This window comes from uncultured Microbulbifer sp., assembly GCF_947498635.1.
GTDB lineage: Bacteria > Pseudomonadota > Gammaproteobacteria > Pseudomonadales > Cellvibrionaceae > Microbulbifer > Microbulbifer echini.
The window spans coordinates 1-1957 of record NZ_CANMKV010000088.1 but is presented as its reverse complement, the minus strand read 5'-3'; the positions used below and the strand labels follow the sequence as shown (position 1 = coordinate 1957).

Below are 1957 nucleotides of genomic sequence, written 5' to 3'. Positions count from 1 at the left end.
ACCCATAACCTGATTTTTCACTTCGTCCCTGACCCAGTCCTGCATAATTATCCAGCCAAATCTGTAGCTCCTATACCGTACAAACTGTAACTCATTGATTTTTATAATAAAACTGAAAAAAACTTGTGTATAAAACTTAGCGCCGCCGGCAGGGGCAGCTTACCTTGTGCGCGTTTTGCGCAATAATGGGAGCGAAGCGACCTGTGCAAAACGTGTACAAGGTAAGCTGTCCTGCGGAGGGCCGCAGGCCCGGAGCAAACTGCCCGGCCTTGTTAGCATTCTTGGGCCTCGACTTTTGGCTCTTCTTTTTTTGAAATTTTATTGCTATAGGATTCTAAGGCTGGGCAGGCTCGTAGGCCCAGGAAAAGATAGACCAAACCACCCACATAACCAATTGTGCCAAAGGTAGGTATTATGTTCTGAATACATAAACCTAATACAACAAATATAAGTGCTTTAAATATGTAATGGATTCCGAAAAAGGAGCCCATACTCAGAACCGTAGATATTTGCTTGATGTCTTGAGACTCCAGCGCGGCTATGATGATCCTATCCCGCATGTCGACTTCATGCCTATGACGACCGAGCAGTGACTGAGAAATTTTTGTTATCTTTTGACCAAGATGCAACACAAGCCAAAAAAGTCCTGATCCAATGGCACCCTGTACTATTGCGGGCCAGCTTAGAATTTGATTAACGATATCCATTATGGTCTCTTCGGAATGCTAACGTCGCGCTCAGCCGCAGCTTACTTTGGGCATATTATGTGCAAAAATGGGAGCGACAGCGACCGCGCAAAATATGCACAAAGTAAGATGTCGGTCTGCAGCGCTTTGTTATGGCTGAACGATATCAATTGTACCCATGCCATCCACTACTTCATTAACTTTGTGCAAATTTTCTGAACTTGGCTTTAAAACAAAAGCGGGCCTGCATGGGTCTTGTAGTATTCTGTATTTTACAGCTTTTGATCCAATAGAATAAGGTTGATTCGCCAGCACAGCTGATGGCAACGCCTCCCCCTTAACAGCAACAAGGTATCTACCTTGCTCGAAATTCTCAGGCATATAACTGTAATCCTGCCAGAACGCATCCAATTCATATTCTTTATCATCACCTAGAAGATAACTTTCAACCTCAAAAGAAATTAACGAATATGAAGCCGTCTTTGCCACCGGGTTTCTATCAAAATAAATGAACTTAGATACATGACCAATAAAAATTGCGTCAGCATTTTCAATGTAGTCAAAATCAAGAGGTTCAGGAAATAAACAGGCTTTCACTGAACTTGAGCCCGTAGAGGCCAACAAAAACAATGAAAAAATTAATAATTTAGAATTTTTCATACTAGCCATCAATGGTTAACTCTGAGCCATAACGAAATAGATATGCGGAACCGTTAAGAAAGTTGGCAGTGCCTTTGCATAAGCAAAGGGAATGACAACTTTCAGGTTTCCGTATCATCGGGTTGTTATTTGTTGCTCGTGGCACTGTGTACAAATTCACTACAAATATCTTTCTTTTACTGTCTACCACGATTCGGAGAGAAAAATTAGCGGCACTAGGTTCGCGGCCTTGCTTCGAAGCGGCTGCGCCGTCCGCATCAACTTCGTTATGCGAGCGTCGCTGAAGCTTCGAAGCTTACACGAAGGTCGAACCGTTGACTATGGGCTTTCCCGCCAATACTGTTTTTTTATACAGCAAGCTAATAATCACCTGCTATTCTTAACTGAACCCGCGCAAAACCGGAGCGAGCGACCAATAACGCCTTTGTAATGGGCCGCGTTGTGGCGAAGCCACGCTTTTAGCGGTCCAGCCCGAAGGGCGATCGTTGACAAACTTGTTATGTGTTTTTGATACTAAGCTGCGCATTATTAACCCGGCGGACAAATAGTTCTATTATGCTGCATATTTAATCGATTCATGCCGGAAGTAGGATGCTACACGCGCAGGTTTC

2 protein-coding genes are annotated in these 1957 nt (G+C 43.6%); both read right to left on the bottom strand.

Annotated features, from left to right (window positions below):
* Window positions 1-272 precede the first annotated feature (272 nt).
* Window positions 273-707 carry a hypothetical protein gene (locus tag Q1A69_RS19850; protein WP_299589579.1) on the bottom strand — a complete coding sequence of 145 codons (435 nt, stop codon included), beginning with the start codon at window positions 705-707 and terminating at the stop codon, window positions 273-275.
* A gap of 129 nt (window positions 708-836) precedes the next feature.
* Complete coding sequence (locus tag Q1A69_RS19845; protein ID WP_299589574.1) at window positions 837-1355, bottom strand: hypothetical protein; 519 nt, start codon at window positions 1353-1355, stop codon at window positions 837-839.
* Window positions 1356-1957: the final 602 nt, after the last annotated feature.

What these genes read in the sequence shown, in the direction of transcription:
- Q1A69_RS19850 (WP_299589579.1), bottom strand. Translation starts at nt 707, where the DNA reads ATGGATATCGTTAATCAAATTCTAAGCTGGCCCGCAATAGTACAGGGT.
- Q1A69_RS19845 (WP_299589574.1), bottom strand. Translation starts at nt 1,355, where the DNA reads ATGGCTAGTATGAAAAATTCTAAATTATTAATTTTTTCATTGTTTTTG.